A 16,957-nucleotide genomic window follows, 5' to 3' on the forward strand; every position below is an offset into this window, starting at 1 on the left:
GCATACTCGCCATACTCGCCGCCAACCTATGGCACTCAGTTCCCTCTGTAAAGGTACGTAGTGCCAAAGTTGCCGGTCCGGTGCTACGTTCCCGCCATGAGCGAGGCGCGCGAGGTCAACGGGACACAGAAGAAGGCACCCATGCGGGAGGTGCTGGCCGAGGCGGCGTTCGAGCTGTTCCTGGAGCGCGGTTTCGAGCGGACGACCGTGGACGACATCGTGGCGCGGGCCGGGGTGGGCCGCCGGTCGTTCTTCCGGTACTTCCCGTCCAAGGAGGACGCGGTCTTCCCGGACCACGAGAGCTGCCTCGCCGACATGACCGCCTTCCTTGAGGCCGCGAGCGACGAGAGCGACGCCGTCGACATGGTGTGCGACGCCGCGAGCCTGGTGCTGCGCATGTACGCCGCGAACCCCGAATTCTCCGTGCAGCGCTACCGGTTGACCCGTGAGGTGCCGGGCCTTCGGACGTACGAGCTGTCGGTCGTGCGGCGCTACGAGCGCACGCTCGCCGGGTATCTGCGCCGACGCTGGGCCGATGCCGCCGACGGTGCGCTGCGTGCCGAGGTGGTGGCCGCCTCCGTGGTCGCCGCGCACAACAACGGACTGCGCTCCTGGCTGCGTTCGGGCGGCGAGGGGGACGCCGAGGAGGCGGTGGACCGCGCGCTGCGCCTCGTGCGCGGGACGTGGGGGGAGGGGAGTGCCGGTGCGGTGGCGCCCGAGCCTCAACAGGAGGACGTCGTCGTGATGGTGGCGACCAAGGGGGCCCCGATGTGGCGGGTCATCCAGCGGGTGGAGTCGGCGCTGCGGGACGACTGAGCCCGCCCTCTGGCTCAAGGGGAACGCCGCCTGACGCTAGGGGAACGCCACCTGGCGCAATGAGAACGCCGCCTGAAGCAATGAATACGGCGTAGAAAGCGACCAGATCGGCGCCTGAAGCAACTTGATGGTACTCAGTGTCTTGTTCGGCTGGCACTGAGTGTCATACGGTGAAAGGGCGCCGCGGCACTGCCGCCCGGCGCGCACCGGGCGAGTGCGGGAGGCCGAAGGATGTCAGTGATGTCAGGGGCGTTCACGAGCGACATCGGCGTCATGGCGCCGCGGGGCGTCAAGGGCGCCGCGGATCCCGCGACGGCCGAGGCCGGATTCCCGTTTCAGCGCTGCCGTTGGTGCCGCACCCCGTCGTTCCGGCGGCTGCTGTGTCCGGTCTGCGCGTCGAGCGAGCTGAAGACCGAGCACAGTGCGGGTCCCGGCGTCGTGGTCCAGTCCCGCGTCGTCCACCGCGGCACCGGAGTCGCGCGCAACGAGGCGCTCGTCCGCTTCCCCGAGGACTTCGTCGTGCCCTGCCGGATCGTGGGCACCGCCCCGCACATGGTGTGGCTCGGCGCCGCCGTGCGCCCCGTGGCCAACGCGGCCGCCGACTCCGGAGAGGTCCTCTTCGAGCTGGAGGACGACCTCACCGTCGAGCGCGACCTGCGCTGACCCCCGGACGCAGGCGCTCCTATGCGCCCTGCGAGGCCCGCGCGGCCTCCTCGGCGATCCGGTCGAACTGCGCGCCCATCGCCTCGGCCAGCGCCTGCGCGGCGGAGAGCGGACGCACCATCACCATGAAGTCGTCGATGAGTCCGTCCTCGTCGAAGTGCAGGAAGTCGCAGCCGGTGATCGTCCGCTCGCCGACCCGCGCCTCGAAGACGAGGGCGTGCTCCCGCCCGTTCGCGCCGTCGAACTCGCGGACGTAGCGGAAGTCCTCGAAGACGCGGGTCACGCCGCGCAGGATCGCCGCGGTGATCGCCTTGCCCGGATACGGCTTGAACACGACTGGGCTGGTGAAGACCACGTTCTCGGCCAGCATGACCTCGACCGCGTCGAGATCGCCCTTCTCCACGGCTGTGCGGAAGGGATGCATGGGTGCCACCTCGGTTCCTCGCCCACAGACTCATAGGCAACAAGTTGAATAGGTGTGAGCGACAGTAATCGCATCGCTGTATGGTGTCCACATGTCGCTCAAGTACGCCGTCCTGTCCGCGTTGTTGGAGGGCGAGGCCTCCGGATACGACCTGGCGAAGATCTTCGACGTGTCGGTGTCGAACTTCTGGGCGGCGACACCCCAGCAGCTCTACCGCGAGCTGGACCGGCTGGCCGCCGACGGACTGATCGATGCGCGGCTCGTGCCGCAGGAACGCAGGCCGAACAAGCGGATGTTCACGCTGTCCGAGGCGGGCCGCGCCGACCTGGCGGCGTTCACGCGGCGTCAGCCCAAACCGCTGGCGCTGCGCGACGAACTGATGGTGAAGGTGCAGGCGGTCGACGTCGGAGAGGTCGACGCCGTGCGCGCGCACATCGAGGAGCGCCTGGACTGGGCGCGCGGAAAGCTCGCCCGCTACGAGCGGGTGCGGCGGCATCTGCTGGGCGCACTCGACGAGGCGGACTTCCTCGCCGACGGGGAGCGCGTCGGACCGTATCTGACGCTGCTGCGCGGCATCTCCTTCGAGGAGGAGAACCTGCGCTGGGGGCGGCGCGTCCTGGAGATCCTGGAGCGCCGCGCCGCCCGCGCGGCTCAGGCCCCGGACTCCCCGGAGGCCTCCGGCTCCCTGAGCTGAAGCCCGTTCTCCCAGATCTTGTTGAGCGTCGTCACCAGCTTCTCGTACGGGATCCGCTGGCCGAGGACGAACACCAGGTACGCCATGCGGCTCACCATGACGGACAGCGCGTGCGCCGTCACCAGGGGGTCAAGGGCGGGGTCGGCCGCGCCGGCGTCCTGGAGGGAGCGGATCAGCTTGGCGTTCCGGCGCGCGAACGCGTTGCCCCGCTCGATGCGCAGCTGCTTGAACGTCTCGTCCACCTGCGCGACCTGCTCGAAGAGAGCCATGAGCCGCGCGTTCTTCTTGTAGGCGCGCAGATATTCGCGGTTCGAGGCGTCGATCATCTCGCGCGGGTCGGTGATGCCGGTGCGCTCGCGCAGATGCGGGTGCAGCATCTCCTCCTGCACCTGCGCCACCAGCGCCTGGAAGATCTCTTCCTTGCTGTTGAAGTACGTGTAGAACGAGCCGGACGCGACGTGTGCGGCCTTGGAGATGTCCGTGATGCGGGCGTCGAGATACCCGTCGCGCTCGAACACCTCGCGCGCGGCGGTCACCAGCGCGTTGCGCGTGCGGACGCCGCGGGCGCTGCGCGGTGTGATGGGTTGCTTCTGGCCGCCGTCTGCGGCCGGGGCCTGGGCAGCCAACGCGGGTCCCTTCGTTCGTGCTTCCCCTGGTGGACGCGCACCCGTCACGGGGTGTGCACCCACCGGTGGCTGCGGATCGTATCAGCCGACACCTGCGAGAAACTCCAGAAGAGCGGCGCTGACCGCACCGGCCCGTTCCTGCTGGATCCAGTGTCCCGCGCCGTCGAGCACGACACGCCCGCGCAGATCGGTGAGCACCTCCTCCAGCCGGTCGGCGGGCATGAACCGGCCCACCGGGTCCGCCGATCCGGTGACGAAAAGCGAGGGGCAGTCGATGGTGCGCCCGGCCAGGTGCTCCGTCAGCTCCCAGGTGCGGTCCATGTTCCGGTAGTAGTTCAGTCCGCCCGTGAACCCGGTCCGCTCGAACTCCTCCACGTAGTAGGCGAGTTCCTCCTCGCTCAGCCAGGACGGCGGCGGGAACTTCTCGTCCGGGCGCTCGGCCCACTCGGCCGACCAGATCTCCCGCGTCACCAGCGTCCTGCGCACGTTCTGCGCGAGGGCGTGGTCGGCGACACCCGGCTCCTGGAACCACACCATGTAGAACGCGTCGCCGAGCCGCCGGCGCATCACCGGCATCGGCGCCACGGGGGAGCGCGGGGCCACCGGCACGCTCATCCCCACCACGCCCCGCACCCGCTCCGGGTGTGCCAGGGCCAGCTGCCACACCACCTGCGCACCCCAGTCGTGCCCCACGAACACCGCGTCGTCCGCGCCCACGGCGTCGAGCAGCCCGACGAGATCGGCGCAGACGGTCAGCGTGTCGTACGCGTCCGGGTCCGTGGGCCGGGAACTCCCACCGAACCCGCGCATGTCCGGGGCGAGCACCCGGTACCCGGCCGCACCGAGCGCGAGCACCTGGTGGCGCCAGGAGAACGCCAGCTCGGGAAAGCCGTGGCAGAGCACCACCAGCGGCTTGTCCGCATCGGCCGGTCCGTGCTCGAAGACACGCAGCGAGATCCCGTTCACGTCGACCTGCCGTGAGGTCACGCGGTTCCACTCGGTCACGGCCGCGGGGGCATTCACTGGGGCAACTCCTCGATGTCGGCTTCGGGTAACAACTGGAACAGTCCCTGTTCAAGGGCGTGTTCAAGGTATTGAAGTTGACGTTGGGTTCAAATATACAGGGGTCGGCCGCAGGGCCGCAGCGGTCGTGACATGTTCGGACGACGGAGGAGCACCGCACGTGAATCCGCCCACCGCACAGCCCCGAAAAGGCTCCGAGCAGGCAGCCGCCGAGACACCTCCGGCGCGCGCCTCGGGCAAGCTGCTTGCCGCGGGTCTCATCGGAAGTTCCATCGAGTGGTACGACTTCTTTCTCTACGGGACGGCCGCCGCGCTGGTCTTCCCCGCAGTGTTCTTCCCCGAGTCCTCGGCGCTGACCGGCACCCTGCTGTCGTTCAGCACGTTCTGGGCGGGCTTCGTCGCCCGGCCGATCGGCGGCGTCGTCGCGGGACACCTCGGCGACCGGCACGGCCGCAAGGCGATGGTCGTCCTGTCCATGGCCCTGATGGGCGCCTGTACGTTCCTCATCGGCTGCCTGCCGGGCGCCGGGGTCATGGGCGCGGCGGCGCCCGTGCTCCTCGTGCTGCTCCGCTTCGTCCAGGGACTCGCCTGCGGCGCCCAGTGGGGCGGCATCGCGCTCCTGCTCACCGAGTCCGCCTCACCCAAACGCAAGGGATACGCGGGCACCTTCGGACAGATGGGTGTCTCGCTCGGCGTGTTCCTCGGCAACGGTGTCTTCCTCCTCGCGAGCGCCGTCACCTCGGACGAGGCGTTCATGAGCTGGGGCTGGCGCATCCCGTTCCTGGTGAGCGCGGTGCTGCTGCCCGTCGTGATGTACGTGCAGAACAAGGTCGAGGACTCGCCCGAGTTCCGGGCCATGGCCGAGCAGGCCGCCGCGAAGAGCGAGAAGGAGAAGGTGGCGCGGGCGCCCGTCGTCGAGGTGCTCCGCACCAAGTGGCGCACCGTGCTGCTCGCGGCCGGACTCCTCGCCGGCACCAACTGCCTCTTCTACATCAGCATCGCGGGTGTCATCAGCTACGCCGCCGAGCACCTCGGCCTCGACAAGGACTCCATCCTCCTGGTGGCCCTCCCGGTGACCGCGGTCGGCGCCGTGTTCGTGCTGTGGGCGGGATGGCTGTCCGACCGGGTCGGACGGCGGCCCGCCGTGCTCGTCGGCGCGGCCATCATCGTGCTCTGGGCGTTCCCCTACTTCTGGCTGGTCAACACCGGTTCGCTGCTGTGGCTCGGCGTCGCCGTCCTGATCGGCGGCTTCGGTCAGTCCCTCACGTACGGGCCGCTCGCCGCCTACATCGGTGAACTCTTCGAGCCGCGCGTGCGCTACTCCGGTGCCTCGCTCGCCTACCAGATCGCCGCCCTCACCATCAGCGGCGGCACCCCGCTCATCATGACCGCGATCATCGGCGGCACCGGCGGCACCACCTGGGTGTCCGTGTTCGTCGCGGTGATGGGCCTGCTCACCTTCGGCAGCGCCTGGGTGCTGCGCGAGACCAACCCGCGCGAGGTGCGCGAGGACCCGACAGCGGTGCCCGGCGCCGTGGAAGGAGCGCGACCGTGACGACGACCGACCAGGACCTGGCGTACGCCGAGCGGCGCGGCGCCGTGACCGTCGTGACGCTCAACCGCCCCGACCGGCTCAACGCCTGGACCAACGAGCTGGAGGACCGCTACTTCGAACTCCTCGACGAGGCCGAGGCCGACCCCGAGGTACGTGCGGTCGTCGTCACCGGAGCGGGCCGCGGGTTCTGCGCGGGCGCCGACATGGCGGAGCTGCAACGGATCGGCTCCGCCGACGCCGCGACCGAGGAACGGCCGAAGCGGGAGCGGCCCCGCTGGTTCCCGCTCAGTCTGCGCAAGCCGCTGATCGGCGCGATCAATGGTGCGGCGGCGGGTCTCGGCTTCGTGGAGGCGCTGTACTTCGACATCCGGTTCAGCACACCGGACGCCAAGTTCACCACGTCGTTCGCGCGTCGCGGGCTGATCGCCGAGTACGGGGTCGCATGGCTGCTGCCCCGGCTCGTCGGGCCCGCACGCGCGGCGGACCTGCTGTTCTCGGGGCGGGTCGTGCGCGGCACGGAGGCGTACGAGATGGGGCTCGTGAACCGGGTCGTGGAGCGGGAGCAGTTGCTCGACGAGGCCGTCGCCTACGCCACGGAGCTGGCGACCTGGTGTTCGCCGACGTCGATGAGCGTGATGAAGCAGCAGCTCGGCGCGGCGTTCGACACGGACTTCGAGACGGCGGCGCGGCAGGCGGAGGCGCTCATGGAGGAGTCGTTCGGGCGGCCCGACGCGGCGGAGGGTGTGACCAGTTATCTGGAGGGGCGGGAGCCGAAGTTCCGGCCGCTCGGGTCGGCCTGAGTGTTCGTTGCGGTCACCCCGGTGTGCGGTCGCGGGGCTCTGCCCCGGACCCCGCGGGCTCTCGTTCGAAAGGCGGGCTTGATTTCGCCCGCCGTACTGCATACGAAAGGTCCCGCATGCCCAATGCCTCCGCGCCCGTCTGGACTCACGCCTCCACCGCCCCGGACCGGATCGCGTTGCGCGGTTCGGCGGAGGGCGCCTGGACGTACGGGCAGGTGCGTGAGCGTGCCGCTGCCGTACGGGAGTTGCTGGGCTCGTGCGGCGTCCGCCCCGGTGACCGGGTGCTGCTCGTCGCGCCGTCCGTGCCGGAGTTCGCCATGGCGTACTACGGGGTCCTTGCCTCGGGTGCCGTCGCGGTCACGGCCAACACCATGGCGACCGAGCGCGAGTTGACGTACATGGGGCGGGACGCGGGCGTGCGGCTCGTGCTGGCGTGGACCGCGCTCGCCCCGGTGGCCCGGAGCACGGCCGAGGAACTGGGCGTGGCGTTCGTGGAGTTGAGCGAAGGACTCGCCGGGATCGCGCCCGCATCCGCCACGCCCGATCCGCACCCCGTCGATCCCCACGACACCGCCGCCCTGCTCTACACCTCGGGCACCACGGGCCGTCCCAAGGGCGCACAGCTCACCCACGGGAACCTCGAATCGTGTGCCGCGATCTTCTGTGACATCCACGCCATCGGGGCCGACGACCGGGCCGTCACCGGGCTGCCGCTGTTCCACGTGTTCGGGCAGGCCTGCGTCATGGGCACCACGATGCACGCGGGCGGCTCGCTCACCCTGCTCGAACGGTTCGACCCCCAAGTCATGGTGACGCTCATCCGGCGCGACCGGCCCACCTTCATCGCCGGCGTGCCGACCATGTGGAACGCGCTGCTGCGCGAGACCGGCGACGGCGGGCAGGCCGACTTCGCGGGGCTGCGCCTCGCCTCCTCCGGCGGGGCGTCCCTGCCGGTCGAGGTCATGCGGGCCTTCGAGGAGCGGTTCGGGTGCACGATCGTCGAGGGGTACGGCCTCACCGAGACCACCGGCGCCGCGACCTGCCATCTCGCGGGCGAACCGGCGAGTCCGGGCACTGTGGGGCGCGCGCTGCCGGGCTGCGCGGTCTCCGTGCGTGACGAGGAGGGCGAAGAACTGCCGCCCGGCGAGGTGGGGGAGGTGCACATCAAGGGGCCCGTCGTGATGAAGGGGTACTGGAACCGGCCCGACGCGACCGGGGAGACCCTCGACGCCGACGGCTGGCTGCGCACCGGAGACCTCGGCTCCCTCGACGCCGAGGGCGATCTGCGGATCGTCGACCGCAAGAAGGACCTCGTCATCCGCGGCGGATACAACGTCTACCCGCGCGAGGTCGAGGAGGTGCTGTACGAGCACCCCGACATCGTCGAGGCCGCCGTCATCGGAGTGCCCGACCCGCACTACGGCGAGGAGGTCGCGGCCGTCGTCGCCCTGCGCCCCGGCGCCACGCTCGACGTACAGGAGTTGCGGGCCTGGGCCAAGGAGCGGCTCTCCGCCTACAAGGTGCCCCATCTGCTGGCCGTGGTCGACACGTTGCCGAAGGGGGCCACCGGAAAGATCCTCAAGCGTGCCATCGACCCGGCCGTCGTCACCGGCGGACGGGTGTGACCTGCGCGACCTCCCCGCCGCTCAGGAATCTCTAGAACTTGACGTCGGATTCAAGTACGGTGAGTGCCACGCACCGGGTGGGACGTAGGGAAGCGAAGGAGCGGACAGCGGGATGTTGATCAACGACAGGGTCGCGATCGTGACCGGAGCCGCGGGCGGCATCGGCGCCGCCGTCGCCCAGCGCCTCCTGGAGGCCGGCGCCCGCGGTGTGCTGCTCACCGACCTCGATGCCACCCGCCTCGACGCCACGGTCGAGCGGCTCGCCGAGACCCACGGGGAGCGCGTCGCCGGCCGGGCCGGGGACGCGGGGGACACCCAGCACCTGCGCGGCCTCGTCGCGGTGGCGCAGGAGAGCTTCGGGCCCGTCGACCTGTATTTCGCCAACGCCGGGATCGGCGGCGGCGCCGGACTCGAGGCGAGCGAGGAGGAGTGGGACCGCGCGCTCGACATCAACGTGAGGGCGCATGTGCGCGCCGCGAAGCTCCTCGTGCCCGGCTGGGCGGAGCGCGGCGAGGGCTACTTCTTCTCCACCGCATCGGCCGCGGGCCTGCTCACGCAGATCGGCTCGGCCACGTACTCCGTCAGCAAGCACGCCGCCGTCGCCTTCGCCGAATGGCTCTCGGTCACGTACGGGGACCAGGGCGTGCGCGTCAGCTGCCTGTGCCCGCAGGGCGTCGACACCGAACTGCTCATGGCGGGCACCCGCTCCTCCGACCCCACCGAGCAGGCCGCAGCCCGCGCCGTCCTCGACGCCGGGAACCTGCTCAAGCCGCTCGACGTCGCCGACGAGGTGGTCGCGGCCGTCGGCGACGAGCGCTTCCTCGTGCTGCCGCACCCGCAGGTGCTCGACTTCTACCGCCACAAGGGGAGCGATTACGACCGGTGGCTGCGCGGCATGCGCCGCTACCAGAAGTCCGTGCGATGACCGCCCGCGACGCCGTCCTCTTCGACTTCGGCGGCGTGCTCACCACGAGCCTCGTCGACGCCTTCGAGGACCTGGGGCGCGAACTCACGGGCGAGCCCGGCCTGTTGCTGCGGCTGCTGACGCACGACAAGGAGAGCAGCGCCCTGCTCGTCGAGCACGAGAAGGGGCTCATCGGGCAGTCCGCGTTCGAGGAGGGCTTCGCCGCGCGGCTGCGCGCCCACGGCGCCGACGTCGAGGCGCCCGGACTCGTCACCCGCATGCAGGCCGGGCTGCGCCCCGACCCGGACATGGTCGCCCTCGTCGCGAAGCTGCGCGCCGAAGGACACCGCGTCGGCCTGCTCTCCAACTCCCTCGGCGACGACTGCTACGCGGGCTTCGACCTGCCCGCCCTGTTCGACGCCGTCACCATCTCCGGCGAGATCGGCGTCCGCAAACCCTCGCGGCGCGCCTACGCCATCGCCTGCGAACGCCTCGGCGTCGCCCCCGAACAGACCGTCATGGTCGACGACCTGGAACAGAACATCACGTCCGCGGCCCGCATCGGCATCGCCGGGGTCGTGCACCGCGACGCCGCCACGACCGCCGCCGAACTCGACCGCCTGCTGGGTGTGTCGGGCCGCGTGTGACACCGTAAGACAAGACTTGGGAGGAACCGACCCGTGTACGAACAGACCGCCAGGGGCAAGGAATACCAGGAGAAGCTGCTCGCCTTCATGGACGAGCACATCTACCCCGCCGAGCAGGTCTACGCCGCGCAGATGGCCGAGTCCGGCGACCCGCACTTCCACCCGCCGGTCATCGAGGAGCTGAAGACCGAGGCGAAGAAGCGTGGACTGTGGAACCTCTTCCACCCGCACCCCGAGTGGGGCCCCGGACTCACCAACCTCGAGTACGCGCCGCTCGCCGAGATCATGGGCCGCAGCGCGGGCCTGGCCCCCGAGGCCACGAACTGCAACGCGCCCGACACCGGCAACATGGAGGTGCTCACCCTCTTCGGCACCGAGGAGCACAAGGAGAAGTGGCTCAAGCCGCTCCTCAACGGTGAGATCGCCTCCGCGTTCGCCATGACCGAGCCCGCCGTGGCCAGCTCCGACGCCAGCAACATCCAGATGCGGATGGAGCGCGACGGCGACGACTACGTGCTCAACGGCCGCAAGTGGTGGACGTCCAACGCCCTGCACCCGAACTGCAAGGTCCTCATCGTCATGGGCAAGACGGACCCCGACGGGCCCGCCTTCCGCCAGCAGTCGATGATGGTCGTACCGATCGACACCCCCGGCGTCACGATCGTGCGCGGACTGCCCGTCTTCGGCTACCAGGACCGCGAGGGCCACGCCGAGGTGCTCTTCGAGAACGTACGGGTCCCGGCCACCGCCCTGCTCTCCGGCGAGGGCGACGGGTTCATGATCAGCCAGGCCCGGCTCGGCCCCGGCCGCATCCACCACTGCATGCGCTCCATCGGCATGGCCGAGCGCGCCCTCGACCTGATGATCGACCGCGCCCAGTCCCGGACGACCTTCGGCTCCCCGGTCGCCGACCGCGGCAACATCCAGGACTGGATCGCCGAGGCCCGCATCGAGATCGACATGGCGCGCCTGCTCACCCTCAAGGCCGCCTACCTGATGGACACCGTCGGCAACAAGGAAGCCCGCACCGAGATCGCCGCGATCAAGGTCGCCGCGCCGAACGTCGCCCTCAAGGTCGTCGACCGCGCCATCCAGGTGCACGGCGGCGGCGGCGTCTCCGACGACTTCCCGCTCGCCAGCATGTACGCGCACCTGCGCACGCTGCGCCTGGCCGACGGCCCCGACGAGGTGCACAAGCGGACCATCGCCCGGCGCGAGCTGCGCCGCCGCCAGAAGGAGCGGGGTGAGAAGTGACGTGACCCCTCCAGCGACCTCTCCCGGGAACTCCCCGGAGGCATCCCTGGAAGGGCGGGTCGCGCTCGTCACCGGCGCGTCGCGGGGCATCGGCCTCGCGGCCGCCGGCGCCCTGCGCGACCGCGGCGCCCGCGTCGTCGTCACCTCCCGCGACGAGGAGCGCGCCCGAGCGGCGGCGCGCGAGCTCGGCGACGGCGTCGAGGGGGTCGGGGCGCACGCCACCGACGAGGACGCGGCGCGCGCCTGCGTCGACCACGTCGTGGCGACCTACGGCCGCCTCGACATCCTCGTCAACAACGCCGGTACGAACCCGGCGTACGGGCCGATCGTCGACCAGGACCACGCCCGCTTCGCCAAGACCATGGACGTCAACCTGTGGGCGCCGATCCTGTGGACGTCGCTCGCGGTGAAGGCGTGGATGGGCGAGCACGGCGGCGCGGTCGTCAACACGGCCTCCATCGGCGGGCTTTCGGTCGCCAAGGACGTCGGGATCTACCACGTCTCGAAGGCCGCCCTCATCCACCTCACCAAGCACCTCGCCCTGGAACTCGGCCCGAAGGTACGCGTCAACGCCATCGCGCCCGGCGTCGTGCGCACCCGCCTCGCCGAAGCGCTCTGGCAGGACAACGAGGACGCGGTCGCGGGCGCCACGCCGCTCGGCCGGATCGGCGAACCCGACGACATCGGCGAGGCCGTCGCCTTCCTCGCCGGGGACGGCGCCCGCTGGATCACCGGCGAGACCCTCGTCGTCGACGGCGGCCAACTCGTCGGCTCGGGCCCGCTGTAACCGCCCGGTGGATGGGGGTGGTCCTCCAGGTGAAGCGTGCGCGAGGATGGAGGCATGACCGCGGCCCAGCGCGCCATGACCGAGCTCGGAACATGGCCGAACCTGGTAAGTGGCCCGCCCCGGTGCTCGGTTGGGCACGCCTTTCGCGCGGCGGGCCACGATCTCGTGCACTTCCACGCCGACGACTGCGCCGATCTGTACCTGACGTCGTCGGCCGTGCAGCGACTGCTGCCCCAGCTCCGACACAACAGCGCCATCCGCGTGCAACCGGGAGCCTCCTGGATTACCGTGCTCCTGGAGTGCGACACGGATGTGCAGCTGTTGCTGAGTCTGGTGAGCGTGGCCCTGAAGGAACACGACGCGCACGCTTGCCCCTCACCTCCGTGCGACTGGGAGCGCGGTTGACGGCCGACGGCGAGAGGCGACCCGCAATGCGCAAGATCGTTTTTATGATGGGCATGTCCCTGGACGGCTTCATGCAGAGCCCCGACCGGGACATCGGCTGGCACCGGATCGACGACGAACTGCACCAGCACATGAACGACCTGTGCCGGACCTTCGGCGGCTTCCTCAGCGGACGCGTCACGCACGAGCTGATGGCCGGCTACTGGCCCATGGCCGACAAGGACCCCGAGGCCTCGCCCGTCACCGTCGAATTCGCGGGCCTGTGGCGCGAGATGCCGAAGATCGTGTTCTCCCGGACCCTCCCACCGGGGCCGGGCGAGTGGCACACCACCGTCATGAACGAGGTGGCCCCCGAGGCGATCCGCGCTCTCAAGGAACAGCCCGGCGGCGATCTGGTCATCGACGGGGCGAACCTCGCGCGGACCTTCCTGGAGCACGATCTCGTGGACGAGTTCCGGGTCTACGTCCACCCGGTCCTGATCGGCGCCGGCACCCCCATGTTCCACCGCGGCGAGACCTTCGCCGAGCGCCCGCTGCGCCTTGAAGAGACCCATACGTTCGGCAACGGCGTCGTGCTGCTGCGCCACGAGCGGGACCGGAGCTGAGCGATATCGCCGTGGGCGAAGTGCGGGGCGCGACCGCCACGCGCGCCCCTATGGTGGGCCGATGAGCATCCAGGAGAGCCGCCGCCCCCGTCCCCCGCAGGTCCAGGAGCCCCTGTGGCGCGACGTCGTGGGCGGTGTGCTGCGGCGGCGCAGGCGGGCCCAGGGGCGGACGCTGCAGGACGTCGCGGACGTCGCCGGGATCTCGATGCCCTACCTGTCGGAGGTCGAGCGCGGGCGCAAGGAGGCCTCGTCGGAGATGCTCGCCGCGGTGGCCGGGGCGCTCGGTCTCGGGCTCTTCGACGTACTCGCCCTGGCGCAGCGGGAGTTGGCGGCGGTGGTGCGGCCGGTGCGGCTGGTCTCCACGAGCAGCGTGACGGCGTCCGGTCAGGGCGCGCAGGGCACCGTCTGCCTCGCCGCCTGAGCGGGGCTCAGCCCTCTTCGAGGTGGCGCAGCAGCACCGGGACATGGCTGCGCTCGATGTCCTTCACCGACGTCACGAGCGTCACCCGGCCGTGCGTCGCCAGCTCGCGCACCCGGTCCACGAGATCCGCGCGCTCCGGTTCGGCCAGCTCCGCCGCGTAGCGCTCGGCGAACGCGTCGTACCGGTCCGCCTTGTCCTCGTGGTACCAGGAGCGCAGCTCCTTCGACGGCGCGATCTCCTTGAGCCACTCGTCGACGTCGGCGCGCTCCTTCGACACCCCGCGCGGCCAGAGCCGGTCGACCAGCAGGCGCGTGCCGTCGGCCGGGGCGGGCGGATCGTAGACCCGGCGGACGGCGAAGCGGTCTGAGCCATGATTTGCGGTCATGGCCCCATTGTGCTGCTTTCCCCCGCTTTGCGTAGTGGGCGAGGTGTTGCTTGAGTGATGGGTGTTGCCGTGACGTCCACCGGGAGATCCCGCCATGTCGATGTCCTTCGGAACCCCCTTCGGTTCGCCCGACCCCTTCGGAGAGCTGATCAACCGCTTCTTCGGCATGTCGCCGGGCTCCGCGCCGCCGCAGGTGCAGCGGGTGCCCATCGGGCGGCTGCTGACGGACTCGGCGCGCGAGCTGATCGGACGGGCCACCAACAAGGCCGCCGAGGACGGCAGTTCGGACCTCGACACCGAGCATTTGCTCTGGGCGGCAACCCAGGTCGACCCGGCGCGCACGCTGCTCGCGCAGTCCGGCGCCGACCCCGACGCGCTCGCCGCCACCATCGAGAGGGTCCTGCCGGGGGAGAGCGGCGAACCGTCCTCCGAACCGGGACTCACCCCGGCCGCCAAGCGCACCCTCGCCGCGGCCCACGCCCGCTCCCAAGCCGCCGGGGTCTCGTACATCGGGCCCGAGCACATCCTGGGCGCCCTCCTCGACGACCCGGACGCGGGCGCCGCACGGCTGCTGCGCGCCCGGGGCGTGGACGTCGACCGGACGCGCGGCGCCGCCGACACCGCGGCCCGCGCGGACGGGGTGCCGGCCACGTCCGGCGCCGCGAGTGGCGCCGGCAGCGACACACCCACCCTCGACGAGTTCGGCCGCGACCTCACTGAGGAGGCCAAGGCGGGCAAGCTCGACCCGGTGGTCGGCAGGGCCGAGGAGATCGAGCAGACCGTGGAGATCCTCTCCCGGCGCTCCAAGAACAACCCCGTGCTGATCGGCGAGCCCGGCGTCGGCAAGACCGCCATCGTCGAGGGCCTCGCGCAGCGCGTCGTCGCGGGGGAGGTGCCCGACACCCTCAAGGACAAGCGGGTCGTCGCCCTCGACCTGTCCGGGATGGTGGCCGGGGCGCAGTATCGCGGCCAGTTCGAGGAGCGCCTGAAGAAGGTCATCGAGGACGTCCAGAACGCGGGCGGCGACGTCATCCTGTTCATCGACGAGCTGCACACCGTCGTCGGCGCGGGCGCCACCGGCGAGGGGTCCATGGACGCGGGCAACATGCTCAAGCCGGCGCTGGCCCGCGGCGAATTGCACGTCGTCGGCGCCACCACCATCGACGAGTACCGCAAGTACGTGGAGAAGGACCCGGCCCTGGAGCGCCGCTTCCAGCCGGTGACCATCCCCGAGCCCAGCGTCGAGGAGACCGTGCAGATCCTGGAGGGGCTGCGCGACGCCTACGAGGCGCACCACCAGGTCCGCTTCGGGGACGGCGCGCTGGCCGCGGCGGCGGAGCTGTCCGACCGCTACATCAGCGACCGGTTCCTGCCCGACAAGGCCATCGACATCATGGACCAGGCCGGCGCCCGGGTCCGGCTGCGCAGCACCGGACGCTCCACCGAGGTCGTCAGCCGCGAGGACCGGATCGCCAAGCTGCGCCGCGAGAAGGACCAGGCCGTCGCCGGAGAGGACTTCGAGAAGGCCTCGGAGCTGAAGAAGCAGATCAGCGACGCGGAGGGCGAGCTCGCCGGGATCGAGGAGCGCCGCGAGGGCGTCGTCGAGGTGACGGCGTCCGACATCGCCGACGTCGTCTCGCGCCGCACCGGCATCCCCGTCTCGCAGCTCACCGCCACCGAGAAGGAGAAGCTGCTCAAGCTGGAGGACGCGCTGCACGACCGGGTCGTCGGCCAGGAGGAGGCGGTGACGGCCGTCTCGGAGGCCGTGCGCCGCAATCGCGCGGGCATGGGCGACCCGAACCGGCCCGTCGGCTCCTTCCTCTTCCTCGGCCCGACCGGCGTCGGCAAGACCGAGCTCGCCAAGGCGCTCGCGGAACTGCTGTTCGGCGACGAGAACCGTATGGTCCGCTTCGACATGAGCGAGTTCCAGGAGAAGCACACGGTCTCCCGGCTCGTCGGCGCGCCGCCCGGATACGTGGGCCACGACGAGGCAGGACAGCTCACCGAGAAGGTCCGCCGCCAGCCGTACAGCGTGCTGCTCTTCGACGAGGTCGAGAAGGCCCACCCCGACGTCTTCAACACGCTGCTCCAAGTTCTCGACGACGGCCGGCTCACCGACTCGCAGGGCCGGACCGTCGACTTCCGCAACTGCGTCGTCATCATGACGTCGAACATCGGGGCGCAGCGGATCCTCGCCCACCACGGCGACGTCTCCGAGATCAAGGACTCGTTGATGGAGGACCTGCGCGGCCGGTTCCTGCCGGAGTTCCTCAACCGTATCGACGACATCATCCTGTTCCACGGCCTCACCCAGGACGACCTCGGCGAGATCGTCGACCACCTCCTCGACAACAGCAAGCGCCGCGTCCACGCCCAGGGACTCACCCTGGAGGTCACGGACGCGGCGAAGAAGCTGCTCGTCGCGCACGGGCACCAGCCGGAGTTCGGGGCGCGCCCGCTGCGCCGCACCATCCAGAGCGAACTCGACAACCGGCTCGCGTCACTGATGCTCAGCGGCGAGGCCGACAAGGGCGACACGATCGTCGCGGACGTGCAGAACGACGCGCTGGTGTGCTCCGTGCGGCACAAGGCCGAGGCGGCGGGCGACAGCGCCTGACGTCATCCGTTCGGCCCACGCGCGATGGCGGCGCCGGGTCTCCCGTAGGGACAGTCGAGCATGACCCAAGCACCGTACGACCCGCAGACTCCCCACCGGACGGCCGGCGGCGAACCCCGGCCAGGACAGGGCCCGCTCGGCAGGCTCGCGCAGTCCGCCTGGCAGGCCGTGCTGCTCATGGGCGCCGCCTCGGTCATCCTCGGCCTGCTCGTGCTGATCTGGCCGGGCGTATCGCTGCGCGTGGCGGGCGTCCTGTTCGGCGTGTACCTGCTGGTGAGCGGCATCTTCCAGCTCGTCGCCGCGTTCGGCACGCACGCGACGGCCGGGATGCGCGTCATCGGCTTCATCAGCGGCGCCCTGTCGGTGCTGCTCGGCCTGTTCTGTTTCCGCGGGGCGATGGAGTCGACGCTGCTGCTCGCCCTGTGGATCGGCATCGGCTGGCTGTTCCGCGGCATCACGCAGACCGTCGCCGCGGCCTCCGACCCGGCCATGCCCGCCCGCGGCTGGCAGGTCTTCCTCGGCGTCGTCACCGCGCTCGCCGGCATCGTGCTGATCGTGTCGCCGTTCGAGACCCTGGCGGTCCTCACGCTGGTCACCGGCATCTGGCTGATCGTGGTCGGCTTCGTGGAAATCGGCACGTCGTTCGCCGTCCGCAAGCGGGCGAAGGACATCCCCGCCGGGGTGTGACCGACAGCGCTGCGCATAC

19 protein-coding genes are annotated in these 16,957 nt (G+C 70.7%); 15 read left to right on the plus strand and 4 right to left on the minus strand.

The genetic code is table 11. The features are described from left to right. Positions 1–96: 96 nt before the first annotated feature. Together ACY34M_RS23305 and ACY34M_RS23310 are read left to right on the plus strand one after the other, a co-directional pair. On the plus strand, positions 97–816 hold the full coding sequence (locus ACY34M_RS23305) for a TetR family transcriptional regulator (RefSeq protein WP_462719973.1): 720 nt from the start codon (positions 97–99) through the stop codon (positions 814–816). Between the two features lie 240 nt (positions 817–1,056). Then, positions 1,057–1,479, plus strand: a complete 423-nt coding sequence (locus ACY34M_RS23310) for a Zn-ribbon domain-containing OB-fold protein (RefSeq protein WP_462719974.1) — start codon at positions 1,057–1,059, stop codon at positions 1,477–1,479. Positions 1,480–1,498: 19 nt separating this feature from the next. On the opposite strand, the gene ACY34M_RS23315 is transcribed toward ACY34M_RS23310, so the two are convergent. Beyond that, positions 1,499–1,903, minus strand: coding sequence for a nuclear transport factor 2 family protein (locus ACY34M_RS23315; protein WP_462719975.1), 405 nt, complete (start codon positions 1,901–1,903; stop codon positions 1,499–1,501). 91 nt (positions 1,904–1,994) lie between these two features. Between ACY34M_RS23315 and ACY34M_RS23320 the strand changes: the two genes are divergently transcribed. Then, positions 1,995–2,597 (plus strand): PadR family transcriptional regulator, encoded by a 603-nt coding sequence (locus tag ACY34M_RS23320; RefSeq protein ID WP_462719976.1) that lies wholly within the window; start codon positions 1,995–1,997, stop codon positions 2,595–2,597. Here ACY34M_RS23320 and ACY34M_RS23325 read toward each other — a convergent pair. Both ACY34M_RS23325 and ACY34M_RS23330 read right to left on the minus strand, forming a co-directional pair. Next, on the minus strand, positions 2,555–3,223 hold the full coding sequence (locus tag ACY34M_RS23325) for a TetR/AcrR family transcriptional regulator (protein ID WP_462719977.1): 669 nt from the start codon (positions 3,221–3,223) through the stop codon (positions 2,555–2,557). The genes ACY34M_RS23320 and ACY34M_RS23325 overlap by 43 nt on opposite strands. 81 nt (positions 3,224–3,304) lie before the next feature. Further along, positions 3,305–4,246 carry an alpha/beta fold hydrolase gene (locus ACY34M_RS23330; protein ID WP_462719978.1) on the minus strand — a complete coding sequence of 314 codons (942 nt, stop codon included), beginning with the start codon at positions 4,244–4,246 and terminating at the stop codon, positions 3,305–3,307. Between the two features lie 160 nt (positions 4,247–4,406). On the opposite strand from ACY34M_RS23330, the gene ACY34M_RS23335 reads away from it, so the two are divergent. The 10 genes from ACY34M_RS23335 to ACY34M_RS23380 all read left to right on the plus strand — a co-directional run bounded on the left by ACY34M_RS23335 (position 4,407) and on the right by ACY34M_RS23380 (position 13,249). Beyond that, positions 4,407–5,801 (plus strand): MFS transporter, encoded by a 1,395-nt coding sequence (locus tag ACY34M_RS23335; protein WP_462719979.1) that lies wholly within the window; start codon positions 4,407–4,409, stop codon positions 5,799–5,801. Then, a complete protein-coding gene (locus ACY34M_RS23340) occupies positions 5,798–6,601 on the plus strand; it encodes an enoyl-CoA hydratase-related protein (RefSeq protein ID WP_462719980.1) in 804 nt (267 codons plus the stop codon). Before ACY34M_RS23335 ends, ACY34M_RS23340 begins: the two co-directional genes overlap by 4 nt. Positions 6,602–6,717: 116 nt before the next feature. Beyond that, positions 6,718–8,226, plus strand: coding sequence for an AMP-binding protein (locus tag ACY34M_RS23345; protein ID WP_462719981.1), 1,509 nt, complete (start codon positions 6,718–6,720; stop codon positions 8,224–8,226). A gap of 112 nt (positions 8,227–8,338) precedes the next feature. Continuing rightward, positions 8,339–9,151, plus strand: coding sequence for an SDR family oxidoreductase (locus ACY34M_RS23350; protein ID WP_462719982.1), 813 nt, complete (start codon positions 8,339–8,341; stop codon positions 9,149–9,151). Further along, on the plus strand, positions 9,148–9,777 hold the full coding sequence (locus ACY34M_RS23355; RefSeq protein ID WP_462719983.1) for an HAD family hydrolase: 630 nt from the start codon (positions 9,148–9,150) through the stop codon (positions 9,775–9,777). The genes ACY34M_RS23350 and ACY34M_RS23355 overlap by 4 nt, the downstream gene beginning before the upstream one ends. Positions 9,778–9,810: 33 nt before the next feature. Beyond that, positions 9,811–11,031: an acyl-CoA dehydrogenase family protein gene (locus ACY34M_RS23360; RefSeq protein ID WP_462719984.1), complete on the plus strand. Its 1,221-nt coding sequence runs from the start codon at positions 9,811–9,813 to the stop codon at positions 11,029–11,031. A 1-nt stretch (position 11,032) separates the two neighbouring features. Beyond that, positions 11,033–11,818, plus strand: coding sequence for an SDR family oxidoreductase (locus tag ACY34M_RS23365; RefSeq protein ID WP_462719985.1), 786 nt, complete (start codon positions 11,033–11,035; stop codon positions 11,816–11,818). A gap of 54 nt (positions 11,819–11,872) precedes the next feature. Beyond that, a complete protein-coding gene (locus tag ACY34M_RS23370; protein WP_356384685.1) occupies positions 11,873–12,223 on the plus strand; it encodes a luciferase domain-containing protein in 351 nt (116 codons plus the stop codon). Positions 12,224–12,249: 26 nt separating this feature from the next. Continuing rightward, positions 12,250–12,828 (plus strand): dihydrofolate reductase family protein, encoded by a 579-nt coding sequence (locus tag ACY34M_RS23375; RefSeq protein WP_462719986.1) that lies wholly within the window; start codon positions 12,250–12,252, stop codon positions 12,826–12,828. Positions 12,829–12,889: 61 nt separating this feature from the next. Then, positions 12,890–13,249 (plus strand): helix-turn-helix domain-containing protein, encoded by a 360-nt coding sequence (locus ACY34M_RS23380; protein WP_462719987.1) that lies wholly within the window; start codon positions 12,890–12,892, stop codon positions 13,247–13,249. A gap of 7 nt (positions 13,250–13,256) precedes the next feature. Here ACY34M_RS23380 and ACY34M_RS23385 read toward each other — a convergent pair whose 3' ends face one another. Then, a complete protein-coding gene (locus tag ACY34M_RS23385; RefSeq protein WP_462719988.1) occupies positions 13,257–13,634 on the minus strand; it encodes a DUF488 domain-containing protein in 378 nt (125 codons plus the stop codon). Positions 13,635–13,728: 94 nt separating this feature from the next. Between ACY34M_RS23385 and ACY34M_RS23390 the strand changes: the two genes are divergently transcribed. Together ACY34M_RS23390 and ACY34M_RS23395 are read left to right on the plus strand one after the other, a co-directional pair. Further along, positions 13,729–16,251, plus strand: coding sequence for an ATP-dependent Clp protease ATP-binding subunit (locus ACY34M_RS23390; protein ID WP_462719989.1), 2,523 nt, complete (start codon positions 13,729–13,731; stop codon positions 16,249–16,251). A 60-nt stretch (positions 16,252–16,311) separates the two neighbouring features. Beyond that, the gene (locus tag ACY34M_RS23395) at positions 16,312–16,938 is read left to right on the plus strand and encodes an HdeD family acid-resistance protein (protein ID WP_462719990.1); all 627 of its coding nucleotides are present in this window, start codon (positions 16,312–16,314) and stop codon (positions 16,936–16,938) included. The last annotated feature ends 19 nt before the right edge of the window (positions 16,939–16,957 follow it).

The sequence above is a fragment of the Streptomyces sp. EDA2-14 genome (assembly GCF_054963755.1).

Coding starts and splice junctions, on each gene's coding strand:
- ACY34M_RS23305 (WP_462719973.1), top strand. CDS start 97: ATGAGCGAGGCGCGCGAGGTCAACGGGACACAGAAGAAGGCACCCATG.
- ACY34M_RS23310 (WP_462719974.1), top strand. CDS start 1,057: ATGTCAGGGGCGTTCACGAGCGACATCGGCGTCATGGCGCCGCGGGGC.
- ACY34M_RS23315 (WP_462719975.1), bottom strand. CDS start 1,903: ATGCATCCCTTCCGCACAGCCGTGGAGAAGGGCGATCTCGACGCGGTC.
- ACY34M_RS23320 (WP_462719976.1), top strand. CDS start 1,995: ATGTCGCTCAAGTACGCCGTCCTGTCCGCGTTGTTGGAGGGCGAGGCC.
- ACY34M_RS23345 (WP_462719981.1), top strand. CDS start 6,718: ATGCCCAATGCCTCCGCGCCCGTCTGGACTCACGCCTCCACCGCCCCG.
- ACY34M_RS23350 (WP_462719982.1), top strand. CDS start 8,339: ATGTTGATCAACGACAGGGTCGCGATCGTGACCGGAGCCGCGGGCGGC.
- ACY34M_RS23355 (WP_462719983.1), top strand. CDS start 9,148: ATGACCGCCCGCGACGCCGTCCTCTTCGACTTCGGCGGCGTGCTCACC.
- ACY34M_RS23370 (WP_356384685.1), top strand. CDS start 11,873: ATGACCGCGGCCCAGCGCGCCATGACCGAGCTCGGAACATGGCCGAAC.
- ACY34M_RS23375 (WP_462719986.1), top strand. CDS start 12,250: ATGCGCAAGATCGTTTTTATGATGGGCATGTCCCTGGACGGCTTCATG.
- ACY34M_RS23380 (WP_462719987.1), top strand. CDS start 12,890: ATGAGCATCCAGGAGAGCCGCCGCCCCCGTCCCCCGCAGGTCCAGGAG.
- ACY34M_RS23385 (WP_462719988.1), bottom strand. CDS start 13,634: ATGACCGCAAATCATGGCTCAGACCGCTTCGCCGTCCGCCGGGTCTAC.
- ACY34M_RS23390 (WP_462719989.1), top strand. CDS start 13,729: ATGTCGATGTCCTTCGGAACCCCCTTCGGTTCGCCCGACCCCTTCGGA.
- ACY34M_RS23395 (WP_462719990.1), top strand. CDS start 16,312: ATGACCCAAGCACCGTACGACCCGCAGACTCCCCACCGGACGGCCGGC.